The organism is Desulfobacter hydrogenophilus, from assembly GCF_004319545.1.
Lineage (GTDB): Bacteria > Desulfobacterota > Desulfobacteria > Desulfobacterales > Desulfobacteraceae > Desulfobacter > Desulfobacter hydrogenophilus.
This window is the reverse complement of sequence record NZ_CP036313.1, coordinates 1,378,308-1,400,528: the sequence shown is the minus strand read 5'-3', so window position 1 is coordinate 1,400,528 and position 22,221 is coordinate 1,378,308. Positions and strand designations below refer to the sequence as shown.

Annotated in this window: 18 protein-coding genes; 5 read left to right on the top strand and 13 right to left on the bottom strand. The window is 48.0% G+C overall.

All coding sequences use genetic code 11. The features are described from left to right. Nucleotides 1-10 precede the first annotated feature (10 nt). The 8 genes from mnmE to EYB58_RS06040 all read right to left on the bottom strand — a co-directional run bounded on the left by mnmE (nucleotide 11) and on the right by EYB58_RS06040 (nucleotide 9,490). Complete coding sequence (mnmE, locus tag EYB58_RS06075) at nucleotides 11-1,387, bottom strand: tRNA uridine-5-carboxymethylaminomethyl(34) synthesis GTPase MnmE (RefSeq protein ID WP_111953956.1); 1,377 nt, start codon at nucleotides 1,385-1,387, stop codon at nucleotides 11-13. Continuing rightward, nucleotides 1,388-2,356 (bottom strand): RNA-binding cell elongation regulator Jag/EloR, encoded by a 969-nt coding sequence (gene jag, locus EYB58_RS06070; protein WP_111953954.1) that lies wholly within the window; start codon nucleotides 2,354-2,356, stop codon nucleotides 1,388-1,390. Nucleotides 2,357-2,365: 9 nt separating this feature from the next. Further along, complete coding sequence (gene yidC / locus EYB58_RS06065; protein ID WP_111953952.1) at nucleotides 2,366-4,039, bottom strand: membrane protein insertase YidC; 1,674 nt, start codon at nucleotides 4,037-4,039, stop codon at nucleotides 2,366-2,368. An 89-nt stretch (nucleotides 4,040-4,128) separates the two neighbouring features. After that, nucleotides 4,129-4,341 (bottom strand): membrane protein insertion efficiency factor YidD, encoded by a 213-nt coding sequence (gene yidD, locus EYB58_RS06060; protein WP_111953950.1) that lies wholly within the window; start codon nucleotides 4,339-4,341, stop codon nucleotides 4,129-4,131. Further along, entirely contained in the window at nucleotides 4,342-4,689 is a 348-nt protein-coding gene (gene rnpA, locus EYB58_RS06055; RefSeq protein ID WP_111953948.1) for a ribonuclease P protein component, read from the bottom strand. It lies immediately after the preceding gene. 16 nt (nucleotides 4,690-4,705) lie between these two features. Next, a complete protein-coding gene (gene rpmH, locus EYB58_RS06050; protein WP_111953946.1) occupies nucleotides 4,706-4,843 on the bottom strand; it encodes a 50S ribosomal protein L34 in 138 nt (45 codons plus the stop codon). A 330-nt stretch (nucleotides 4,844-5,173) separates the two neighbouring features. Then, nucleotides 5,174-6,790 (bottom strand): Rne/Rng family ribonuclease, encoded by a 1,617-nt coding sequence (locus tag EYB58_RS06045; RefSeq protein WP_111953944.1) that lies wholly within the window; start codon nucleotides 6,788-6,790, stop codon nucleotides 5,174-5,176. Between the two features lie 174 nt (nucleotides 6,791-6,964). Next, nucleotides 6,965-9,490, bottom strand: coding sequence for a TIGR03960 family B12-binding radical SAM protein (locus EYB58_RS06040; protein WP_111953942.1), 2,526 nt, complete (start codon nucleotides 9,488-9,490; stop codon nucleotides 6,965-6,967). A gap of 81 nt (nucleotides 9,491-9,571) precedes the next feature. On the opposite strand from EYB58_RS06040, the gene asnS reads away from it, so the two are divergent. Further along, nucleotides 9,572-10,951 carry an asparagine--tRNA ligase gene (gene asnS / locus EYB58_RS06035; protein ID WP_111953940.1) on the top strand — a complete coding sequence of 460 codons (1,380 nt, stop codon included), beginning with the start codon at nucleotides 9,572-9,574 and terminating at the stop codon, nucleotides 10,949-10,951. Nucleotides 10,952-11,278: 327 nt separating this feature from the next. Here the strand turns inward: asnS and EYB58_RS06030 are convergent, their stop codons facing one another. Further along, a complete protein-coding gene (locus EYB58_RS06030) occupies nucleotides 11,279-12,187 on the bottom strand; it encodes an HpcH/HpaI aldolase/citrate lyase family protein (protein ID WP_242637577.1) in 909 nt (302 codons plus the stop codon). 161 nt (nucleotides 12,188-12,348) lie between these two features. Further along, complete coding sequence (locus EYB58_RS06025) at nucleotides 12,349-13,929, bottom strand: acetyl-CoA hydrolase/transferase C-terminal domain-containing protein (protein WP_111953936.1); 1,581 nt, start codon at nucleotides 13,927-13,929, stop codon at nucleotides 12,349-12,351. Nucleotides 13,930-14,062: 133 nt separating this feature from the next. On the opposite strand from EYB58_RS06025, the gene EYB58_RS06020 reads away from it, so the two are divergent. The 3 genes from EYB58_RS06020 to EYB58_RS06010 all read left to right on the top strand — a co-directional run bounded on the left by EYB58_RS06020 (nucleotide 14,063) and on the right by EYB58_RS06010 (nucleotide 18,036). Continuing rightward, on the top strand, nucleotides 14,063-15,322 hold the full coding sequence (locus EYB58_RS06020; RefSeq protein WP_111953934.1) for a phospholipase A: 1,260 nt from the start codon (nucleotides 14,063-14,065) through the stop codon (nucleotides 15,320-15,322). 171 nt (nucleotides 15,323-15,493) lie between these two features. After that, on the top strand, nucleotides 15,494-17,197 hold the full coding sequence (locus EYB58_RS06015; RefSeq protein ID WP_111953932.1) for a 4Fe-4S dicluster domain-containing protein: 1,704 nt from the start codon (nucleotides 15,494-15,496) through the stop codon (nucleotides 17,195-17,197). Further along, nucleotides 17,194-18,036, top strand: a complete 843-nt coding sequence (locus EYB58_RS06010) for a CoB--CoM heterodisulfide reductase iron-sulfur subunit B family protein (RefSeq protein WP_111953930.1) — start codon at nucleotides 17,194-17,196, stop codon at nucleotides 18,034-18,036. Before EYB58_RS06015 ends, EYB58_RS06010 begins: the two co-directional genes overlap by 4 nt. Before the next feature lie 57 nt (nucleotides 18,037-18,093). Here EYB58_RS06010 and EYB58_RS06005 read toward each other — a convergent pair whose 3' ends face one another. Both EYB58_RS06005 and EYB58_RS06000 read right to left on the bottom strand, forming a co-directional pair. Next, nucleotides 18,094-18,633: a gamma carbonic anhydrase family protein gene (locus EYB58_RS06005; protein WP_111953928.1), complete on the bottom strand. Its 540-nt coding sequence runs from the start codon at nucleotides 18,631-18,633 to the stop codon at nucleotides 18,094-18,096. Nucleotides 18,634-18,645: 12 nt separating this feature from the next. Beyond that, nucleotides 18,646-20,067 carry a glycine--tRNA ligase gene (locus EYB58_RS06000; protein ID WP_111953926.1) on the bottom strand — a complete coding sequence of 474 codons (1,422 nt, stop codon included), beginning with the start codon at nucleotides 20,065-20,067 and terminating at the stop codon, nucleotides 18,646-18,648. 292 nt (nucleotides 20,068-20,359) lie between these two features. On the opposite strand from EYB58_RS06000, the gene EYB58_RS05995 reads away from it, so the two are divergent. Continuing rightward, nucleotides 20,360-20,590, top strand: a complete 231-nt coding sequence (locus tag EYB58_RS05995) for a hypothetical protein (protein ID WP_111953922.1) — start codon at nucleotides 20,360-20,362, stop codon at nucleotides 20,588-20,590. Between the two features lie 90 nt (nucleotides 20,591-20,680). On the opposite strand, the gene fumC is transcribed toward EYB58_RS05995, so the two are convergent. Next, entirely contained in the window at nucleotides 20,681-22,072 is a 1,392-nt protein-coding gene (fumC, locus tag EYB58_RS05990; protein ID WP_111953920.1) for a class II fumarate hydratase, read from the bottom strand. Nucleotides 22,073-22,221: the final 149 nt, after the last annotated feature.

The following is a 22,221-nucleotide window of genomic DNA, read 5'->3' as shown; positions in this document are numbered from 1 at the left end:
GGTAATACCTTTACTTCCCAATGCAGAAATTATTAAAAACAGCATCAAGGATATCCGGAGGCGCAGTGTCTCCGGTAATTGTCCCAAGATGGTTAATACAATGTTTAACATCCAGTGCCAGGGTCTCTTCCTCCTGACCGTTTTCAAGCCCTTCCATCATCGTTATCATATGCCCAAGGGCCTGGACAAGAGCGTTTTTATGCCGAAGATTGGGGATAACAGCATCATCCCCAATCTCAAGGTTACCGATACAGGTTTCCAGAAGCCTTGTTCTAAGGGTGTTTATACCTTTTCCGGTGAGTGCCGAGATTTTCACGGGGCTTGGATCGGCATATTTCCCAGGCAGCTGGGGCAGATCAAGTTCATCAGCCAGGTCCATTTTATTGATGGCAAAAATGACCGGCTTATTTTCCGGAAGGATGGTTGATGTCGTTTTTTGGGGAAATGGTTTTCCCGGTTCAATCACATACAGGATAATATCAGCCGCGTCTATCTGATCCCTGGCTTTTTCAATGCCGATGATTTCCACAAGGTCGTCTGTCTGGTGGATGCCGGCCGTATCAACAATGACAAAGGGAATTCCCTCAATGGTCAGGCTGTCTTCAATGGGGTCCCGGGTAGTGCCTGGGATGGCCGTGATAATGGACTTTTCCTTTTCCAGAATACTATTCATGATGCTGGACTTTCCAACATTCGGCTCCCCGCAGATGGCCAGACGTATGCCGGTTTTTAAAAAACAGGCATCTTTGTGCTGCTGGATAAGGTCCCCAATTTTGTCTGCAACGGATTGAAGTTTGGTTTTATCCTGGCTGGTGTAGGAAAATGCTCCTGCATCATCGGGAAAATCAATGGCCGCCTCAAGCCGGGCATGAAACTGGGTTAAGACAGAGATCATGTCCTGGATACTTTGACCAAGCATGCCAAGGTTCTGGGAGGCCGCAAATTTCAAGGATGAGTCCGACCGCGCATTGATGATATCTGCCACGGCTTCGGCCTGGGTCAGGTCGATACGGCCGTTTAAAAAAGCTCGCCGGGTAAATTCTCCAGGTTCTGCCGGGCGCGCGCCAAGGCTGAACAGCAAGTCTAAAATACGGCGAAGAACAATGGTACCCGAGTGAGCCTGGATCTCCACAACATCCTCGGCTGTATAGGAACGTGGCGCTTTCATGGGGATGACAAGCACTTCGTCAACCGTGGTGTCTCCGTCACAGATAAAGCCGTGGCTTACCCTGTGGGAAATAAATTGCGGTGCCCTTTTTTCCCCTTCGGCCGGTGTCTTTGAAAAAATTTTGGCTGCCAGATCAAAGGATTGTTGTCCTGAAATCCGGATGACACCGATGCCGCCGCTTCCAAACGGGGTGGCTATTGCGGCAATTGTATCTGTCATTTATTTTTTGAACCGCTTTTTTCCCTTGTAGGAGTTGCGTTTTTTGGGGAAAATAACCAGACGTCTGTAATAGCCGTCTCCCATGCTCTGGGTGCGAACCTGGGCATCGTCCTTTAGGGCAAGATGAACAATACGGCGGTCTTGGGCACTCATTTGGTTAATGGTGGCAGGCCGTCCGGTTTTTTTGGCTTTTTCCGCCATTTTCAGGGCCAGGTGCTTTAAATTCGCCTTCCGGGTCTCCATATAGCCTTCAATATCAACTTTGACCCTGACCCGGGATTCGCTCTGGCGATTGATGATTTTATCCGTAAGAAACTGCATGGCGTCCAGGGTCTGACCCTTGCGGCCGATCAGAATGCCGGTATTTCCGCCATTGATTTGCAGGGTAAGTTTGTTCTCTTCGGTGATGGCTTCAACATGGGCGTCTTCGGTGATCAGGTCTGCCATTTTTTGTACCGCTTCAATGCCTAAGTCAATGGATGCCTGGGAAACCGGTTCCGGCGGCAATTCTTCTTTGTTTGGCCTTTCAGACCTGGGTGCCGGGTGGGCATCCCACCGGCCGGTATCTTCCGCTTCAGGTTTGGGTTCGTTTTCCGGCTTCTGAAGTTTTTTATCCGGGCTGTCCGGCACCTCTTTGGGTTCTTTTTCTTGTATCGGCTTTGGTTTTGGTTCCGGCTTTTTGGGTTCTGGCACGACCTTTTTGGGTTCCGGCGTGGGTTTGTTCTGCCCAAAGGCTTCATCCACAATGGATAGGATGCCTTCTTTGTCTTCCTTGGATTGCTGTGTTTTATTGCCCGGAACCGTCACCCGGATCCGGGCATCTTTACGACCGACAATACCGAAAATGCCGGTTGTTCCAGATGAGATTACATTGTATTTTAATTCTTTTTGGGGGATATTAAGTTGTCTACAGGCCGCCTCAATGGCGGAGTTGACATTCTTTCCGGTAAATTCAAGAGGTTGGTTCATGCGTCCTCCTTAGGCTAATATCTTTTGTGTGTAATACTGCTGGCCCATTGAGATGATGTTGTTGACAAACATGTACAGAACCAGCCCTGCCGGAAAGTTGATAAACAGAACGGTCATGAATATGGGCATAAGCATCATCATCTTTGCCTGCATGGGGTCTCCGGCCGTGGGTGTCATTTTCTGCTGGAGCAGGAACGATGCACCCATGAAAAGTGTCAGCACAGGGATACCGTAAGGGGCGTCCATAAACGGGATGGCAAAATTAAAGTGAAACAGGCGGTCCGGTCCGGACAGATCCTGAATCCATCCCACAAATGGCGCGTGGCGCAGCTCAATGGCCATGTAGAGCATGCGGTACAGGGCAAAAAAAATGGGCATCTGCACCAGCAGCGGCAGGCACCCCGAAGCCGGGTTGACCTTGTATGTTTTGTACAATGCCATGGTTTCCTGATTCATGCGCTGTTTGTCATTTTTGTACTTTTCCCGGATCTCCATCATCAAAGGCTGTACTTTTTTCATCTCATTCATGGACTTGTAGCTTTTGGTGCCCAGGGGCCAGAATATCAGTTTGATGAGAATGGTCAGAAGAATGATGGCCACGCCGTAGTTGGGGATAATGTCATGGATAAAGTTCATGGCAATGAGCAGCGGCTTGGCTATGATATCAAAAAAACCGAAATTAACGGATTTTTTCAAAAGGTTGTCGTACTGGCTTAAAATTTTATGGCTTTTGGGGCCCATATACAGGGTAAAGGACTGTTGGTTTTGTTTTTCCGGATCCAGTCTGGGCATCTGGGTAACCAGCCGGTTGGTGACAACGTCATTGGCAAAGGTGAGCTTCACGGTGGCGTCCTCCGGGGTATCCGGCAATACCGCCGTCAGGAAATAACGGCTGGTGTACCCGACCCAACCCACAATTCCCGAATAGGTGTCCTTGTCTTCAATGTCCTTGGGTTTGATGGTGGTGAATTTGTTGTCAAGGTAGGCCACCGGCCCTTCATATGCGAACCGGGAGCGTTTCTTTACATCTTCATTGAAATAACCGGGAACGCAAATGCTGATGCCGTCATTGACCGGCATGCCCGAGCCATTTTGAACAATGATGTCGCAATGGATAAGGTAGGAGTCCGCCCTGAAGGTCAGTACTTTTTTTACGGTAATGCCGTCCGGGTTAGTCCAGAAAAATGTAATGCTTTTTTCCCCTTGGTTCAGGGAAAGATTCGTGCTGCTCGCATCGGATGAGAAAACAGCATCGCCCAGTCCCCTGATACCTCCCTTGGCGGTATCAATGGAAAAGATACCTCCGGTAATATCGGCTAGCTCCTCAGTCACCAGCTGTTTTGCAGGAGACCCTTCATCATTGGTTTCCCTGTAATCATTGAGGGTCAGGCTTGTTACCGCAGCTTTATATTCACTGACGGCAATGGTGTAGTAGGGGGTGGACAGCGTGATAGTACGAAAGTCCCGTAAGTCGGTTTGGGCTGCCGGGGCAGTTGCGGGTACTGTCTTGGGGGTGAAGTCCGAGACCTTGGCGGAATCGGATTCAGACGAATCCATCGTCTGTGACGGGGCGTTCTGGTTTTGATTATCAGGCTGGGGTGCGGGTGCGAAAAAGAACTGATAGCCCAAAAGGACTGCAATTGACAGCACCACAGCTAAAAATAATCGTTTTTGCTCATCCATCTTCTCTCCTAAAAACAAGGGGGTTGTCTTAAAACTGTAAAGAAAGAGGAAGGCAGGTGACGCTTAACAGATTGTTTTTTAAAGCTGGTTTAAGGAACCGGATCATAACCGCCAGGTCGGAACGGGTGGCAGCGTAATATTCTTTTTATTGCAAGAATGCTGCCTTTTATGCTGCCATATTTTTGAATCGCTTCCAGGGCATAGTGCGAACACGATGGCTCATATCTGCAATGGGTGCCAAGGAGCGGCGATATAAAAATCTGATAGAACCTGATCAATATGGATAACAGTTGCCTGATCATTTATGCCAATGCAATTTTCTCAAAAAGTTTATTAAGCTTTTCATAAATTTGTTTATTGGACAGTGCTGTCAGACCTTTTCTTGCAATTATACTGATGTCGTTTGTTCCGGATACAAAATTTTTCCTGTGTCTGAAATACTCTCTTACAAGCCTTTTTATTCTGTTGCGCGCGACTGCATTCCCCACTTTTTTAGATACGGTAATTCCAATTCGATTGTTTTTTTCTGTTCCCTTGGAAACAGCAGCTATAAAATAACTGGTTCGTATCTTTCTACCATGTCGTGAAAGCTTTAAAAATTCGGCCCGTTTCCGGAGCCGTACATCTTTGGGTAAAGAAAAGTTACTCAATACACCCCTGAAAGATTTAAATCGTGGTCAGTCTTTTTCTTCCCTTAGCCCGCCTGGCATTAATAATACGTTTACCGCCTGGGGTGGACATTCTTTTCAGGAATCCGTGTTTTCTGGTTCTTTTCCGGTTGCTTGGCTGATAAGTGCGTTTCATAAAATCCTCGTTCCTTGTTATTATATTGTCAATATATCAGTTGCATAAACTGCAATAAACATGGAATACTAATCCATATATTTATTAATGTCAATCAAACTGAACCCCAACATTACATAAAATTTTATAAAATAGAAGAATAGGGCTGGCGCGTTTAAGGCCCGTGATCGGAATAAAACATTCCAAAATATGGTTTAAAATTTTCGTTCGTATTCAAGGCGTGGCAATGGGAGCATATTAAATATATGTACCCATTGACACAACGAAGAAGACGCATGAAAAAGCAAACCATATGGAAGGTTTTATTTTGAACTTGGGCCTAAACAGTTCCTATGGCTGATTTTCCCCTTTTGAAGGTTTCGGAGAAAGGGATTCAAATATGTGGTATTCCTCAATATGGTAATGGGGTTCCGGGTAAATGGAAATGGGTTTTGCAAATTTTGATTCCAGGGAAACCAGCAGATGATTTTCACTGCCGTGGAAAAGCTGGGCAATTTCCGGATGTACTTTTACCGTAAACCTGTTGCCCATCATGTCCCTGGCTTCGGCGGCCAGGTCCTTGTAAATTTTGTAGCAAATGGATTTGCCCGATAGCAGGTAACCGGTTCCATTACAGTAAAAACAAGGCTCACAAAGGGTTCGGGTCAGATTGCGCCGGGTGCGCTTGCGCGTCATCTGAACCAGGCCAAGTTCCGTGAGGGGAAGAATATTTGTTTGGCTTTTATCCTTTTTCATGGCTTCGTGCATCTGGGCCATAACCTTGTCCTTGTGGGCGGTCTTACGCATGTCAATGAAGTCAATGATAATGATACCGCCGATATTACGCAGCCGTACCTGGTAGGCAATCTCCTTGACCGCTTCCAGGTTGGTTTTCAGAATGGTTTCATCAAAGTTGCGTTTGCCCACATACCGTCCCGTGTTTACGTCAATGGCCACTAACGCTTCGGTCTGTTCAATAATAATATACCCGCCTGATTTGAGCCAGACTTTCTTGTTCAGTGCCCGGGTGATGTCCCCTTCAATATTGTACGCGTCAAAAATGGGCTCTTTGCCCTGGTACAGCTCAACGGAAAGGTTGACATCGGGCATCAGTTTTTTTAGAAAATTCTGGACGCTTTCATATTCTTTTTTTGAGTCAATGATCAGTTTGTCCGCTTCATTGGCCAAAAGATCCCTGACCGCCCGGAAGGTGGCATTAAGATCTTTGTAAACCAGGGCTGTGGCCGATGTGGTCCGGTCTTTTTCCTGGATATCCTGCCAGGTGTTGTTTAAAAATTCGATCTCTTTTGACAACGTGACTTCATCAATGTCCTTGGCCTGGGTTCTGAAAATATAGCCAAAATTATTTTTACGCAGCTCTTTGAGCATCTCCTTCAGCCGGGTTCGTTCGGTCTCGTCCGTGATCCGCCTGGAAATGCCGATATGATCCACCGTAGGCATAAGTACCATATACCTGCCGGCCAGGGAGATATGGGTGGTGACTCGAGGGCCTTTGGATCCAATGGATGATTTTGCCACCTGGACCAGGATTTCCTGGCCCTCTACAAGAAGTCCTTGGATGGCGCATTCCGGTGCTGGGGCTTTCCATGACTCGGTTTCTTCGTCCATTTCATCAACCGCCATTTCATTAACCGCCATTTCATTAACCGTCAGTTCATCATCATCCCGCTCTTCTGCATCTGCATCCTGTTCCAGCTGTCTGCACAGCTTAAGACTGGCGGAATCCAGTACATCATCTACATAGAGGAATGCAGCCTGGTCAAATCCTATATCCACGAACGCCGCCTGCATACCCGGCAGTACTCGCTGGACCCTGCCTTTATATATATTTCCTGAAATACTTGTGTCATCCCTGCGTTCATTAAAGACTTCGACTATGGTCCCGTCTTCCAGCAGGGCGACCCGGGTTTCATGGGGAGCACAATTGACAACAAGCTCTTTGAGCATAACAAATCCTTATGGTCTACTTAGTGACCGATCGAAAACCATAAATTTTGCCGATTACTTCGTTGGACAACAAATTTTAATCCTCGGAATATTTTATATATGCCTGTGGTTAAAATTTGCGGTCCGCCTTGTACTCGACAAAATTTCCAAGTTTTCGTTCAGACAATATTTAAGTTAACTCTTCAATTTTTTTATTCTTGCATCCTTTACAACTGTATCATCAACACCAAATCCCCTGGCCAAAATTTCTACAGGCCTGACGATGCGTGCATTATACGGTGCCAGCGTCATTTTAAGGCAAATAGGGGAAATCAGTCGAACGGATGAAAGCGCTTTTCGTAAATCTGTTTTTCGAATTTTACCTTTTTTGCTGATATCTTCAACCATAAATTCAGACAGGGCCAGAAACCGGTCCAGTTCAGGTTGGCCGATACAGGGTGTTGCAAATGAAATTTGATAGGTGTCCCGGGGGGACTGACTTTGCGGTGATTTACTGAAAAGTGCGCAGTCTGTAATCTCAATACCCCGCGGCAGTTGGGCGTTCAGGGATGACATGATCCTGTGGGGCTTCAATCCTTTTTCAAGATAGATGTAAAGACTTTCCTCCTCACTCTCCATCCCCAGGGGTAGGGCAGTGGCAAAGGACATGCGCATGGACGGATTGAACCCCTTGGAGTATTTTACGGCAAAGCCTGTACGCTTGACTGCGCGTTGGAAAATGGTGGCCATTTCCAGATGCCCGAAAAATCTGGCGTCTTCCAGTTTGGAAAAGTTCAATTCGTATTTGATAAACGCGTCGTCCGGTAGGCGGTCCGGCTGCAGGCCTGTTCTTTTCTCCGGGTTTTTATCTGAAAGCGGTTCCTGGCCGGCATTGTTTTTTTGAACCACAGGCGCAATGGTTTTAAAGTTGCAAATGCCGCACCCGGTGCAGGCGTTCTCCCGGCAGTCCGGTGTCAAGGCCATCTCTTCCGCTTTTTTAAATTCGCTTTCGAAGAACTCTTTTTTAATCCCGGAATCAATGTGGTCCCAGGGCAGTGGCTCACCAGAGGCTCTTTGGCGGGAGGTATAAAAGACAGGATCAATGCCTGTGGTCTCAAAGGCCTGTTCCCACAGGCTGAAATTCAAATGGTCACTCCATCCGTCCAGGCGGCATCCCAGTTCAAATGCCTTGACCAGTAGAGGCGACAGGGCCCGGTCTCCCCTGGCCCATACCCCTTCCAAAAGACTCATCTTCGGATCCTGCCATTTCAGCTTTACCTTGGGGTGCCGCAGATTGTCTTTCAGGTACTGCAGTTTTTCAAGGGTCTGGTCCAGGGTCATCTGGGCATGATTCTGGAACGGGGTGTGGGCTTTGGGAATAAAGCAGGTGGCAGAAACATTGATCATCTGTTTTCCCTTGGTATAGTTGGAGGCCAGCCGTCGGGAAAGATCCGCAATGCCCTCAATGTCATCCATCTGTTCAAAGGGAAGGCCTGTCATAAAGTACAGCTTGATGTTTTTCCAGCCCAGGGACAGGGCGTTTTCAACGGTTTTTGCAATGCTCTCTTCGGTGAGGTTCTTGTTGATGATGTCGCGCAGGCGCTGGGTTCCGGCTTCTGGTGCAATGGTAAAACCGGTTTTACGGACACTTTTGATCAGCTCCATGAGCTGGGGGGTCAGTTTTTCTGCCCGGATGGACGGCAGGCTGATGGCATTGCATTGGCCTTGGCTCAGCAATAGTAGTTTTTCTATTAATGCAGGCAGTTGCGAATAATCTCCGGTGCTCAAAGACAGCAGGGAAATGTCCGAGTAACCCGTGGTTGCCAAAGAGGTTTTGGTAATTTCAAGAAGATCTTCCAGACTTCGTTCCCTTACCGGCCTGTAAATCATTCCGGCCTGGCAGAACCGGCACCCCCTGGAACATCCCCGGGCGATTTCCAGGCGCAGGCGGTCATGAACCGGTTTTCCAAAGGGCACGATGGGTGAAATGGGAAAACCGGCAAAGGTCAGTTCCGGCAGGATGGCCCGTTTGATGCGGGCGTAGTCCGCATACTGAGGGGTCAGAATCTGGTGGCCGTTACCATCCCGGGATGGGGTGAAAAAGGACGGCACATATACGCCCTCAATTTTGGAAAGCATCCTGAGCAACGTCTTTTTTTTGCCGTCACCCTCCTTTTTAAAGGCAAGAACGGTATCTGCCACCTGGGTGATGGCCTGTTCTCCGTCGCCAATCACAAAGGCATCGAAAAAATCAGCTAAAGGCTCTGGATTAAAGGCGCAGGGGCCGCCGGCAATGATCAAGGGGAAACTATCATCCCGCTGATTCGCGTAAAAGGGGATGCCGGATAAATCAAACAGGGTCAGAATGTTGGTGAAATTGAGTTCATACAAGAGGCTGACGCCGATGATATCAAAGCGGTCCAGAGGCGTCCGGGTCTCCATGGAGAGACAGGGGATTTGTTTTTCCCGCATCAACGCTTCCATATCCGGTGCCGGGGCAAAAAAGCGTTCTGCTGCAATATCTTCCCGTTTGTTCAGAATGGAATAAAGGATTTGAAGTCCAAAATGGGATGTACCGATTTCATACAGGTCCGGAAAGGCCAGGGCAAAGGTCAGATCAACCTGGGACAGGTCTTTTTTGACTGAGTTGATTTCATTGCCGGAATACCGGGTCGGGGTCTGGACCCGGTTAAGGATGTATTGATAATTTTGTTTGTACATGATACTGATTTTCTTATATTCTAACCTTTACTTTACCTGTTTGAAAATCAGTAACTATATATTTTTAAAACGGAAATTGCAATGAAAAGAACCAAGATAAAGGCAGTGCTGGATATGGCCAACCCACCGGGTGAGGTCTTTGTACAGGGATGGGTCCGGACCAAAAGGGACGCAAAGGATTTTAGTTTTATTGAACTCAATGACGGTTCCTGTCTGGCCAATATCCAGGTGATTGCCGGAAACGACCTGGCTAAATACAGGAAGGTGGAAAAACTGACCACAGGCTCTGCGGCCAGCGTAACCGGACAGTTGGTGGCATCGCCCGGCAAGGGCCAGAAGTGGGAAATCCAGGCCACTGCTGTGGATGTGATCAGCATTGCCTCGGAAAATTATCCTTTACAGAAAAAACGGCATACAGACGAGTTTTTGCGAAGTATTGCCCATCTTCGGCCCCGGACCAACAAATACGGTGCGGCTTTCAGGATCAGATCCCGGATGGCCCAGGCCATTCATGCCTTTTATCTGGATAAGGGGTTTTATTATCTTCACTCCCCGTTGATCACAGGTTCCGACTGCGAAGGCGCAGGAGAGATGTTCCGGGTCACAGGCCTTGATCCGGCGGATGTTCAAAAACAGGGGCGAATGGATTTTTCCAGGGATTTTTTCGGTCAGGAAGCCAATCTCACCGTATCCGGTCAGCTCTCAGCCGAAATGTTTGCCCTTGCCCTGGGCGATGTCTATACCTTCAGTCCAACCTTTAGGGCGGAAAATTCCAATACCCGGCGCCATGCTGCAGAATTCTGGATGCTGGAACCGGAAATGGCATTTTGTGACCTTGACGGTGATATGGATCATGCCGAAGAGCTGGTTAAATACCTGGTCAGGCATGCCATGGATCATTGCAGAGAAGATCTGGACCTGTTCATGCGTTTTGTGGACAAAAACCTGGGACCGCAGCTGGAAACCCTGGTAAGCAAACCCTTTGCCCGGCTGCCTTACACTGACGCCGTGGAAATTTTGAAAAAATGCGGCAGAACATTTGAATATCCGGTTGAGTACGGCATTGACCTGCAGTCTGAACACGAGCGGTTTCTGGCTGAAGAACATTTTAAGACGCCGGTATTTCTTACTGATTATCCAAGACAGATCAAACCCTTTTACATGCGCATGAACGATGACGGCCAAACCGTAGCTGCCATGGATCTACTGGTTCCGGGCATCGGCGAGCTCATCGGGGGCAGTCAGCGGGAGGAGCGCTTAAGCGTGCTGGAGGCCCGGATGGATGAGATAGGTCTTGATAAAGATCCCTACTGGTGGTACCTGGATTCACGCAGGTTCGGCACCGTGCCCCACGCCGGCTTTGGCATGGGCTTTGAACGGTTTTTGATGATGCTTACCGGTATTTCCAATATTCGGGATGTTATTGCCTTTCCCCGCACCCCGGGTTCCATTGATTTTTAATTCATGCCGGAATACAATTCTGAAAATAAAAAGAAAAAAGGTTAATCTCCAATAAAGTTGAATTTAAAAAGAAATTATTCAGATCTGCATAACCTTCAAACTTTTCATGTTATCCCGTTAGAGAAGTGGGCATAAAAGATAAACGGAAATCATACATTAATTTGTTCACGGCGGCTCCGCCGCCGTGAATCGCGTGGAATTCCGGGGACATGATACCTAATTCAACAAAATTTAAAGAACATTTTTTTTAACTCTATTTTGTTGAACCGGAGTTTGATGAATTCTGTTTGATAAAAATATGTCCTTTTTTCTATTTTTCAGAGTCCCTTAAACCTGTCCGAGGAAAACGGCCTGGTCCCAAACCCTGCGGGCAATACGGATGGTGGCCTGGTCCACCATGCGACCGTCCACAGCCACGGCGCCTCGTGACCGGTCATCTGCCGCTTCCAGAATCTGCTTGGCCCGTTGAATCTCTTCCTTTGAAGGGGTAAACACCTGGTTGACCGTATCGATTTGGTCGGGATGGATCACCCATTTGCCGTCACATCCAAGTGCCTTACCCAGGTCAGTGGATTTTTTCAGACCGTGGTCATCCTTAAAGTTTCCATAGGGTGCATCCAGGGCCAAAAGCCCATTGGCCTTGGCAGCCATGACCATACGGCTAATAGGGAAATGCCACCGGTGGCCGGGATAAACCTGTTCCTCGTTTTCTCCGTGGCCGGATAAAGAGATCAGTCCGGCACCAATGCTGGCCTGGTAATCGGCAATGCCAAATGCCAGCGCCGAAAGCCTGGCATCGGCCTCGGCAATTTCTTTAATCCGAGAAAGTCCCTGGGCGGTCTCAATACATGCCTGAATCCGGATCTGCCTTTTTTGCCCCAATGCCATTTCAAGGCCATCCAGTAACCGGCTGACAAAATGAATGTCCCCCTCATCGTTTACCTTTGGCACCACAATGTTATCAAGGTGATCGCCGGCCGCCTCTACCACCTGAATCAAATCTTTGTAGGCAAAAGGGGTGTCCAGGCTGTTTATGCGAAGGTCTACGCACTTTGCGTTAAAATCCAAAGACAGAAGCGAGTCAATAACCGTTTTACGGGCTGCTTCTTTTTGATCTGCCGGCACGCTGTCTTCTAAGTCCAGCATGATGACGTCAACGTTGGACGCCGCAGCCTTGGCATGCATTTTTTCTTTATTTCCCGGCACGGAAAGCGTTGTCCGACAGGGTTTATCCATTCTTGTTTTATTTTTCATGCCGGTAATTTAACAGGTGATCAAAGGGGTTGTCAAATCCATAAAAGCGTTGGGCCAATAAAAAAGGGGAACCCGTTAAGGCTCCCCTATATGTATCTTGTGCAACCGGGAAAACGTTTAAGCTTTCAATCGTGCCAATCTAACTATACCATTTCAGGTACGTCCCAGTTGTCGATTTTCATTGTGCCGTTTTTAGCAAGATTCAGCTGCATTTTAAAACATCTGTCAAAGAGTTGGGGCTCGTGACCGATACCTTTTGCAAGCGTGATCTTAGAAGAGATGTCAAGATACTCCTGCATGATATCTTTATATTCAGGGTGCACACATTTGTTGATGATCGTCTGAGCCCTCTCTTTAGGCGCGAGACCACGAAGGTCTGCAAGGCCCTGATCTGTGACGACAACGTCAAGGTCGTGCTCTGTGTGGTCAACATGCGGCGCTTTTGGCACAACGCAGGTGATACCTGTCGGATCTTTTTTTGTAGGACGGACGGACGGACAGTGCATAATTGTAAGGTAACCGTTTCTGAGGAAGTCACCTGAACCGCCGATGCCGTTGATCATTCTTGTACCACCTACGAGTGTTGAATTCGCGTGGGCGTAAAGGTCGAACTCAATAGGTGTATTCATAGAGATACATCCAAGACGGCGGACCGCCTCCGGCGAGTTGGAAACGGAAAGCGGACGAAGAACAATTTTGTCTGCGTATCTATCCCGGTTTGCCAGAAAACGCGGGAAGCCCTCTTTTTCGGAAAGGGAAAGTGAACATGAAGACGCGGCATCAAGTTTACCGGCATCAAATAGGTCAAGCATGGTATCCTGAAGAACTTCCGTGTAAACCGTAAGGTGTTCGAAAGGACTTTTAGCAAGACCGCCCACAACTGCATTGGCGATAGAACCAACACCGGACTGGAGCGGAAGCAGGTTTTCAGGAAGCCGTCCGGCTTTAACTTCAGCACTGAAGAAATCAATGATGTGTCCTGCAATGGCTTCGGATTTCGCATCAATTGCTGTAAAAGCGCGGCCTTTGTCGGGATATTTTGACTCTACAACAGCAATAACTTTTTCAGGGTCACATGGGATGGTGGTAGAACCTATGCGGCTGTCTGCTTTTGTAATATTGAAGACCTGTCTGTTAGGCGGTGTTCCCTGCATAAAAAGGTCATGCATGCCTTCGAATGACGGCATACCTGTGTTAACCTCAAGGATGATCTTGTCACAAACCATGAGGATTTCAGGGATTACACCACAAGAGGCTGTGGGCACAAGGCTTCCGTCTTCTTTAACGGCGGAAACTTCAAGGATCGCAAGGTCAAGCTTGCCTGACTGCGTATCTTTTGTATAGAAACCGTAGCCAAGATCCTGGCCGAAGAGAGAAAGGTGTTTGTCACCCATTCTGATGCGGCCTTCATTGATGCCTTTGGCGATGTTTTTACCTGTCTGGTACGGCCATCTTCTGTCGATCATGTCGAGGCTAGCCCATCTGTCTTCGGTTTCCGCACCGACAGATGCCCCAATAAAGAGGTTGAACCGCCATTTGCCCTGAAGGCTGTTGGCTTCAACATAGTCAGCCAGTGCTATGGGCACGGCTTTTGGATAACCTGCAGGTGTGAAACCTGACCAGCCCAGGTTCATTCCAGGTTTAAAAAACTGGATTGTTTCTTCAGCCTTCATCACTTTTTTAAAAAGGCTCTTACATTCCACTCGAGTTTCAAGTTCAGACATATACTCCTCCATTTCAGCTATTTCAGAAATCACTCGAACGGAGGAATCTTTAGAACATAAATTATTTGATGTCAACGGGCTTAATAATATATTTTTCTTGACATAACCGGGTATTTTAAATTAGCTGTGGCTCATGAAAAAACCGTTGCGGAGCGTTTCCATGTATTACCCCTTAAAAAGCATTCGGCTTATAGCTGTGTTTTTTGTGATTTTTGCCCTGGGTGCAATTTCTTTGCATCTAACTTCTGCAAGAGCTGACACATCAAATATATTCATTGTCCCGCCCCAGGAAAATGCCGTGGCAGGTCAACCTACCCGGTTTACCCTGTTTGTCCAAAATCCCGGTACCACGGATATCATTTCAAAGGATTATGATTCTGTCATGGTAACGGTGGGCATAGACGATCAAAAGCGCGTAGTGAAGGCCATTGGTATGGAAATCGCCCCAGACGGCACGGTGACTGTCCCGGCCGGCGGATTCGCCAAACTGACCTATGAGTTTGAACTGCCACAAGACATGACCGGAACGGTCAGTCTGACACTCGAAGATCTCAAGTCCAGCCCGGTGTTGTTTGCCGCGGTTCCGCCGGTTGAACCCCAGGACCGAGAAGAGGAACATGCAAGCCAGGGGCAACTGGTCATTGGAGAAAAGCAAAACGAATTTCAGCCCTTTTTGAAAAATCTGTCTGCCTATGAGCCGGTCTATTTCCTGTTCGGTGTGGACCCAGGACTGGAAAAAAGTAAATTCCAGGTCAGTTTTAAGTACAAGCTGTTCAATGCGCCCTTTGACAGCCGGGGGTTAAATTCCCTGCTGGATGGATTTCATCTGGCCTATACCCAGACCTCTTACTGGGACCTTGAGTCAACGTCCAAACCTTTTAACGATTCCAGTTATAAGCCGGAGTTGTTTTACCTGGTGCCCAAAATTGATTTAGATCTGCCATGGGTTAAAACGTTCGGTGTCCAAGGCGGGTTCCAGCATGAGTCCAACGGCAAGAGCGGAGAAGATTCCAGGTCCACCAATTATATATATATCAAGCCGATTATGCAGATTTCACTTTTTGAGAATGCCTATCTGACCGTTGCACCCAAACTGTGGGTATACGTGATGAATGAGGATGAAAATAATCCGGACCTGGCAGATTTTCGGGGATATTTTGATTTGCAGCTCCAGGCAGGCAGACCCATGGGCCTGTGTCTGGATACCCACACAAGGTGGGCTGACGCGGGTCCCAGTATCCAGGCGGACTTAAGCTATCCGCTGACCTCGTTTTTCAACAACGGGCTCAATCTCTACCTGCATCTGCAGTATTTCAACGGATATGCGGAACGCCTGAAGGAATACAGCTCAAAAGAAGAAATCTTTCGGGTTGGTTTTTCCCTGAGCCGATAATGCGGATTATCCACACATCTTAAGTATAAAATATAAAATTGACAATGCTGACTTATTGCAATATTCTAATAGATTATTTTGTGCTCTTTTTGAGTAGCATTTATGTGACATTTTTGGTACCCGGATTCGAGGCTCCTGGATATCATCCTAAATTTTACTGGGAGATAATTAATGCCGTTGTATGATTTATTAACCGGTCCAGCGCTTTATACCTGGAGTTTTTTTATTGCGTTGGCAATATTCCTCGTCGGAATCATTTACAGAATCATTGGATTTTTCCGGTTAACCATCGGATCGGACCGGTCCGGAGTCACTACGGCAGGCCGAATAAAAGCTTTTTTGTTCAGCCTGTTCGGCATCCTGGTATCACCTGCCCGGATTTTTCATCTTTTCAAGACGATTATTCTGGATGTAGTGCTTCAATTGCCGCTGATGCGCCAGAATTTTCTGAAGTGGTTTATGCACATCTGTATTTACTGGGGGTTTGCCTGGTTGTTTTTTTTCCATGCCCTTGAAAGCTATGTCAGCGAAGTGATTTTTTCAGATTACCTATCCACCCTGAACCCGTTCATGGCCCTTCGGAATGTGGCTGGTGTAATGGTGATGGTGGGAGTGGGCATTGCCATATATCGCAGGAAAACCCATTTTCGCTTAAAACAGATCAGCAAGCGCCCAGATTGCCTGGCCATCGTCCTGCTTGCACTCATCATGACATCCGGTTTTGGCCTGGAAGGCGCAAAGATCATCTCTTCCGGTGTGTTTTACGACATGGTGGAAGAATATGGCGCCATGGATTATGATGAGGAACTCCCGGCGCTTAAGGCCGTCTGGCAGGAAGAATTCAATGTCCAGTTCCCTGGGGAGACCATCCCGGTCACCCCGGAAATTATGGAAGAAGGGTGGATTATCAATGAAGACAATTGCGCCGCCTGCCACGCGAACCCAAGGTGGGCATTTGTCTCCTATCCTGTCTCCATTGCCATGAAGCCGGTTGCCGGTTTTTTCAATAGGCACCGCCTGGATTCACTGATGCTGACGATTCATTTTTTAAGCTGTTTTTTCGCCTTGGCCTACCTGCCTTTCAGCAAGTTCCTGCATATTTTGACAACCCCGGTAAGCCTTATAATTTCGGGATTTTCAGGACAGCAAATAAAACGCGATGAGAACAAGGCCACCCGCCGGGTGTTTGATCTTTCCGCCTGCACCCAATGCGGCACCTGCACCAGCCATTGTGCCGTGGGACCTTTATATGAAATATTTGACAATCAATGGGTGTTTCCCTCGGAACGTGTAACCCGCATCCGGGAGTCGGCATGGGGCCGGCCAATGGATCCGGAATTAAGGGATGCCTTTTCCATTGGCAGTTTTATCTGCACCATGTGCAACAAATGTTCCCAGATCTGCCCTGCCGGACTGGACCTGCAGGATATCTGGAAGGCAACCCGGGGGCAGCTGGAGGAGGAATCTCTTCCGGATCCCGTTATTCGAATAAGGGAACTTCGCAAAAAACATAAGTCTGAAAAAGCCGGGCTTGAAGCCCCTGTGAAAATCAAAACCGGAAAAAACCCTGTGGTTGCATCCTTGAAAGAATCCCTCCAGGGGGCTACATTTTCACAATGTTATACCTGTCTGACTTGTACAAGCATATGCCCGGTGGTAGGTGTTACAGACGAAACCCAAGAGTTCGGATCAGCACCCCACCAGGTCATACATGCCCTTATTCTGGGGCAAACCGATTTGGCAAAGGATGCCCCCATTGTATGGGATTGCCTGACTTGTTATAAATGCCAGGAAAATTGTCCCCAGGGAGTCAAGATTACGGATATTTTTTATCAACTTAGAAACATGGCATACCACCAGGAATTTGGAATATGAAATACGCGCTATTCTCAGGATGTAGAACCGGATTTGACATTCCCCAGCATCCAAAGTCGGCTAAAGCCGTTTTATCCAGGCTCAATGTTGAGGTGGAAGAACTTGATTTTGGCTGTTGCGGATACCCTGTTAAGGAAAAAAATTTGGATGCCTTTCTTTTACTGGCCATACGGAATCTGGCTATCGCCCAGGCCCATAGTCTGCCTGTGCTGACCCTGTGCAAGTGCGGTTTCGGCACCCTTAAACAGGCAGAACATTATTTTCAAAACGACCCCGACAAACAAGTCATGATCAACGGGATACTGAAAAAGGAAGGGCTACACTATGACGGGGGCGTCAAAATTCATCACATGCTGACCTTCCTGGACCGGGAAGTCGATAAAGGCGTTATCCGGCAAAGCATCACCCACCCCCTTGACGGGATAAAAGTGGCCCCAAGCTACGGCTGTCATGCGCTGCGTCCGTCAACCATCACCGGATTCGATGACCGCCCCAATGCACCGACGATATTTGAACGGATTATCACACTGACCGGGGCAGACCCCGTAAACTGGTCCAAACGCCTGGAGTGCTGCGGCAATCCCCTGTTGGAAAAAAACAACAAACTGGCCCGGGACTTTATTCTGGAAAAATATAAAACAGCGGAACAGGAAGGCGCCGATATAATCTGCACGGCATGCAACTATTGCCACATGCAATATGAATACGGCCGGGATCTTATCCTGAAATCGGGATCAACAAACCCCATACCCGCCATACTCCTTACCCAATTGCTGGGCCGGGCCATGGGGCTTGAAAAGGATTGGACCGGGGTAGAAAAAGCAGCCAGAAACCGGTAAGGACCGCAGAAAAAATAAATCCCCTGCCTTTGATCGACAGGGGATGGAATTACCGTTCTATTTTTTAATCTCATAAAACAGATCGTTAGAACCAAATTCCCTTGCGTGCCCCACATAGTTATCAGAGGCTGCTTTCAGCATGTGATCAATCTCTTCCTGGTTTTCGTAAATTTTCTTTACTTTGCCCGGCGACCCGGTAACAAGTGAATATGGCTCAATGATTGTTTTTTCAAGGACAACGGCACCGGCCGCGATGACGCAACCGTTCCCTATTACGCTGTTATTCAAGAGAACCGCACCCATGCCGATCAGACAGCCGTCCCCAATGGTGCAGCCGTGCACACAGCAGTTATGGCCTATGGTGACGCCGTTTCCGATGATCAACGGGGTGTCCCTGGCCACATGCCCCATGCAAAGATCCTGAATATTTGTGCGTTCGCCAATGCGGATCTCAGCGACATCGCCCCTGAGAACCGATTGAAACCAGACCGACGAATCCCGGCCGATCTGCACATCTCCTATAATTTTTGCACCAGGTGCTATAAAAACGGAGTCGTGGATGTCCGGTGCAATATCTTTGTATGAATACAGTGTCATAAAATTTTTTCGTTAATATGTAAATTTTTCCCGGAAAAAGGGAACCAATTCATCTATCTTTATACGCTGCTGATCCATGGAGTCCCGCTCCCGGATAGTAACGGCATTGTCGTCAAGGGAGTCATAATCAAAGGTGATGCAATAGGGGGTGCCGACCTCATCCTGGCGACGGTAGCGCTTGCCTATGCTGCCCTGGACGTCAAAATCCATGTTCAGCCCCAGTTGCTGTACCAGGATGTCAAAGACGGGCTTTGCGTTGTCGGCAATTTTTTTGGCCAGGGGCATCACTGCGATTTTCACAGGGGCCAGCTGGTTGTGCAGATGCAGTACCACCCGGGTATCCCCCTCTTTAATTTCTTCTTCTTCATAGGCGTCGCACAAAAATACCAGAGCAGAGCGCTGAACCCCGAGGGACGGTTCAATTACAAAGGGGATGTACTTTTCCCTGGCAGCCTCGTCAAAATACTGCAGATCCTTGGAGGAGTACTCCATATGCTGGCTTAAGTCATAGTTGGTCCTCGAAGCGATGCCGCATAATTCCCCCCAGCCAAAGGGATACCGGTATTCAATATCGGACGTGCCATTGGAGTAATGGGACAATTCCGCTGCGTCATGGTCACGCAATCTAAGATTGTCCGGGGTAACGCCTAGCCCTAAGTACCAGTCCATGCAGAATTTTTTCCAGAAGTCATGGTACTCAGGATCGGTTCCGGGTTTACAGAAATATTCAATTTCCATCTGCTCAAACTCACGGGTCCTGAACACAAAATTGCCCGGAGTAATTTCGTTCCTGAAAGCCTTGCCGATCTGGGCAATGCCAAAGGGAATTTTTTTGCGTGAGGTGGTCTGGACATTCTTAAAATTGACAAAGATACCCTGGGCGGTTTCAGGACGCAGATATATGTCCTTTCCTTCGCCTTCAACCACGCCCTGCTGGGTTTTAAACATCAGGTTAAAGGCCTTTGGCAGGGTCCATTCAAGGCTGCCGCACTTGGGACAGGTGATATTTTTGGCATTAATAAAATCCAGCATATCCTGGGGTGGGGTTTTTTCCCCTGCCCAGTTAGCGGGTTGCTCATCAGACCTGTTGTCATGTTGCCACGTTTCCACAAGCTTGTCGGCCCGCTCCCGGGATTTACATTTTTTGCAGTCCATCAGTGGATCGGAAAAACTGCCCACATGGCCGGAGGCTTCCCAGGCGGTCGGGTTCATGAGGATGGCGGCATCCAGACCCACCATATCAATACGTTCGGTGACAAATTTTTTCCACCAGGCATCTTTCAGATTTTTAAGCAGCTCCACCCCTAAAGGACCGAAATCCCAGGCATTGGCCAGTCCGCCGTAAATCTCAGATCCCGGATATACAAAGCCCCTGCGTTTGCACAGCCCAACGACTTTGTCCATCAATGTTGCTTCTTTTTTTGGTTTAGCCATTTTTTACTCCATGTCCCAAAACCGCCTGGATGGTATCCAGTGCTGGCTCTTTATAATGTAATAATAATCCACCGAATTTTTAACTCTTAAAAAAAGGTTGAATATACATGATTTTTATATTTTGCTGAACTGTTTTTTCAAATTTTTATGGTCCCGGGCGGGCAATATCATAAACGTAAACGCCGAAGCCTCTTGAAATAATATTTTTTTCGCAAAATATTTATTTCTTCTCAAGTAAAATGATCTATGATAACTATTTAAATAAATAATTATCATAAGGACAAAAGAATTCATGAATGAAAAAAAATCGAAGGGAAAGCCCCCTCCCCCTCCTAAAATGAGCCCTTACGTATTCACTATCCTGTTGCTCGGATTCGGATTGTGGTGCTTTTGGGACGGATGGTTAAATCCAGACCCTGACATGGCTGAATATGCGCTTTTCAATCAAGTACTGAGCGCTGTATTGATCCCCTGGGGCATTTGGGATTTTTTCAACGTCAAAAAAAAATATAAAAACAAATAAATCCTCCATTTTATCCCGAGCCTAAGTCACGCCGTGATACGAGTAAAAATTCGGCGCGAAACGCTGTAGCGTTGCTAAATCCATAAAAAGTTACTTTCGTCCCAGAATCATGGTTTCTGGGTTGACCCATTCATCAAATTGCCCGGGTTGAACTAAATCCAGTTCTGCGGCGGCCTCTTTTAACGTCATGTCTTCCTGAAGCGCTTTTTTGGCGATCCGGGCGGCATTGTCATATCCGATGTGCGGTGCCAGTGCGGTGACCAGCATCAGAGAATTCTTCAGGTGACGTTCAATCACCGGGATGTTGGGGGCAATCCCGGCCAGGCAATGGGATGTGAAAGAGGAGATGGTATCGCCCAGAAGCGTAACGGATTGAAGCAGGTTATGGATGATAACCGGTTTAAAGACATTGAGTTCAAAGTTGCCCTGGCTGGCGGCAAAGCCGATGGCCGCATCATTTCCCATGACCTGGCAGGCAACCATGGTGGCGGCTTCGGCCTGGGTGGGGTTTATTTTTCCGGGCATGATGGAACTGCCCGGCTCATTGGCCGGAATATTGAGCTCGCCGATACCGCACCTGGGACCGCTGGCAAGCCACCGGATGTCATTGGCGATTTTCATCAAATTGGCAGCCAACCCTTTGATTGCACCACTGGTGAAGACGATCTGGTCATGTCCGGTGAGACCATGAAAGGTATTTTTCATCTGGCTGAACGGATGGCCGGTTAACTTGGCAAGTTCTTCTGCCACATCTTTTCCAAAACCCTGGGGCGCATTTAAGCCCGTCCCCACCGCTGTTCCGCCAATGGCAAGCGGGTAAAGTGTTTCCAGAGATTGTAAAATCTGCTCCCGGCTGCTTTGGATCATAGCTTCCCAGCCGCTGATTTCCTGGCCAAGTGTCAGTGGGGTGGCATCCTGGAGATGGGTGCGTCCGATTTTAATAATATGTGAAAATTCCTGGGATTTTTTTTCAAGGGTGAGACGCATGCGCTCAACTGCGGGAAGCAGGGTGTCATGGATCTCAAAGACCGCCGCAATATGCATGGCCGCCGGGAATGTGTCGTTGGAACTTTGGGATTTGTTCACATGGTCATTGGGGTGGATCGGTCTGGTATCATCAAGCGCCTTGCCGTCAAGAAGGGCGGCCCGGTTGGCAATGACCTCATTTAAATTCATATTGGTCTGGGTGCCGCTGCCGGTCTGCCAGACGTGAAGGGGAAACTGGTCGGCGTGATCCCCGTTCAGGATTTCATCGCAGACCCGGATAATAAGATCGGCCTGATGATCATCCAGCAGTTCCATCCGCCTGTTGACGGCGGCACAGGCTTTTTTTAGCCGTGCAAAGGCATGGATCAGGGCTTGTGGCATCAACTCCCGACCAATGGTGAAATTTTGCCGACTACGTTCGGTCTGGGCGCCCCACAATGCGTCTGCAGGCACCTGGATTGCGCCCATGGTATCATGTTCGGTACGATTCGCCATTTCTTAATTCCTCCTTTTGGCCCTTACTTAAAAAGGGCGGGTCTGTTGTGTCGGTTCCGGGAATGATAGGCTCCCTTACAATCTATCCGTCGGGATATGTGAATATAACAGCTTGTCAAAGCAAGATCAAATCCCTGGGAGCATTGCGA